We start from the raw sequence: 1,701 nt of genomic DNA on the forward strand, positions 1-1,701 counted from the left end.
GGCCTGGGGGAAGCGCGGCCTCGGCCTGCTGGGGGAGGCCGTGGTCGGTGAGGATGTCGTGGAGGACGCGGCGGACCGCCAGGCGTATCGCCGCGACCGCAGGATGGGGACCCATGTCCGGTTCCCTTCATGAAGTTTTCCGGGGGGTGAGCCCGAGTCGGTCACTGAGAGTGTGTAGATGGTGACAGAACCGGGCCGTTCCCCGAGCATTGCACGCCTCTGCGACGCTCACGCTCCCTCGGACGGGTGATTGATGGGGCGTTCGCCTGCCGTCGGCCGGTTTCGGTTCACGACCGTCTCACCCGGTGTCAGGTTTCGCTCCGGCGGTGCACCCGTGCGATCCAGTCCGCCGGTTTGGCGATCTCCGTCTTGGTGGGGAGGGTGTTCGGGGAGGTCCACACGTGGTTGAAGCCGTCCATGCCGACCTGGTCGACGACGGCCCGGACGAACCGTTCGCCGTCCTGGTACTGCCGCAGCTTGGCGTCGAGGCCGAGCAGCTTGCGCAGAGCGAGGTCGAGGCGGGAGGCGCCCTTGGCGCGGCGCTGCTGGAACTTCTCGCGGATCTCGCCGACGGCCGGGACGACCGCCGGGCCGACGCCGTCCATCACGAAGTCGGCGTGGCCCTCAAGGAGGGACATCACGGCGGTGAGGCGGCCCAGGATCTCCCGCTGGGCGGGGGTCTGCACCAGCTCGACCAGGGACCGGCCGCCGTCGTCCTCCTCGGCGTCGGGGCGGCCGCCGACGAGCGTCTGGGCGGCTTCGCGAATGCGTTCGAGGAAGGTCATGGGGTCGACGTCGGTCTCCGCCAAGAAAGACTGGATTTCACCCTCCAGGTGGTCCCGCAGCCAGGGCACGGCGGTGAACTGCGTCCGGTGGGTCTCCTCGTGCAGGCACACCCAGAGCCGGAAGTCGTGCGGGGGTACGTCGAGTTCGCGTTCGACGTGGACGATGTTCGGGGCGACGAGCAGCAGCCGGCCGCCGCCGCCCGCGCCGGCGGGAAGGTCGCGGGTGGCGGGGGCGAAGGTCTCGTACTGGCCGAGGACGCGGGAGGCCAGGAAGGACAGCAGCATGCCCAGCTCGACGCCGGTGACCTTGCCGCCGACGGCGCCGAGGACCGCGCCGCCGGGGGAGCTGCCGCGGCGTTCCTGCATCTTCTCCAGCAGCGGCCGGAGGATCTCCCGGAAGCCGGCGACGTTCGCCCGGACCCAGCCGGGGCGGTCGACGACGAGGACGGGGGTGTCGTGGGTGTCCTCGGTGCCCATACGGGTGAAGCCCCGGACGTGTTCCTCCGAGGCCTTGGCGTGCCGGCGCAGTTCCGCGACGACGGCGCGGGCCTCGTCGCGGCTGACCTCCGGGCCCGGCCGTACGAGCCGGGTCGCGGTCGCCACCGCGAGATTCCAGTCGACCATGCCGGGTGCGGTGCCACCGATGCTCGTCATGTGTCAACCGTACGTGAGGGGTCCCTGACGGGGCAGGGCGTGTGCGGCCGGGGGGTGGAGCCGGTGCCCGGCACCCGGCACCCGGCGGGCATCCGCGCCCGGGAGGTCCGGGACGGCGCCCGCCGAGGGGCCGTGGGACGGGCCCTCAGCCGCAGCCGCACTCCGCCAGGGCGGTCGCGGCGCGGTCCAGGGCCGTCTGGGCCGTGACCGGGTCGGTGGTGTCCGAACCGAGGAAGGCGAAGGCGAGGACGCGGCCGGACGC

1 protein-coding gene and 1 pseudogene are annotated in these 1,701 nt (G+C 72.5%); both read right to left on the reverse strand.

Going from position 1 to position 1,701, the window contains the following annotated elements; all coding sequences use genetic code 11:
* A pseudogene (locus CCN42_RS41645) lies at positions 1-115 on the reverse strand (tRNA lysidine(34) synthetase TilS); the annotation flags it as partial.
* 193 nt (positions 116-308) lie between these two features.
* The gene (locus CCN42_RS29255; RefSeq protein WP_086740117.1) at positions 309-1,439 is read right to left on the reverse strand and encodes a zinc-dependent metalloprotease; all 1,131 of its coding nucleotides are present in this window, start codon (positions 1,437-1,439) and stop codon (positions 309-311) included.
* Positions 1,440-1,701: the final 262 nt, after the last annotated feature.

Source organism: Streptomyces glaucescens (assembly GCF_002154375.1).
Taxonomy (GTDB): Bacteria; Actinomycetota; Actinomycetes; order Streptomycetales; family Streptomycetaceae; genus Streptomyces; species Streptomyces glaucescens.

Coding starts and splice junctions, on each gene's coding strand:
- CCN42_RS29255 (WP_086740117.1), bottom strand. CDS start 1,439: ATGACGAGCATCGGTGGCACCGCACCCGGCATGGTCGACTGGAATCTC.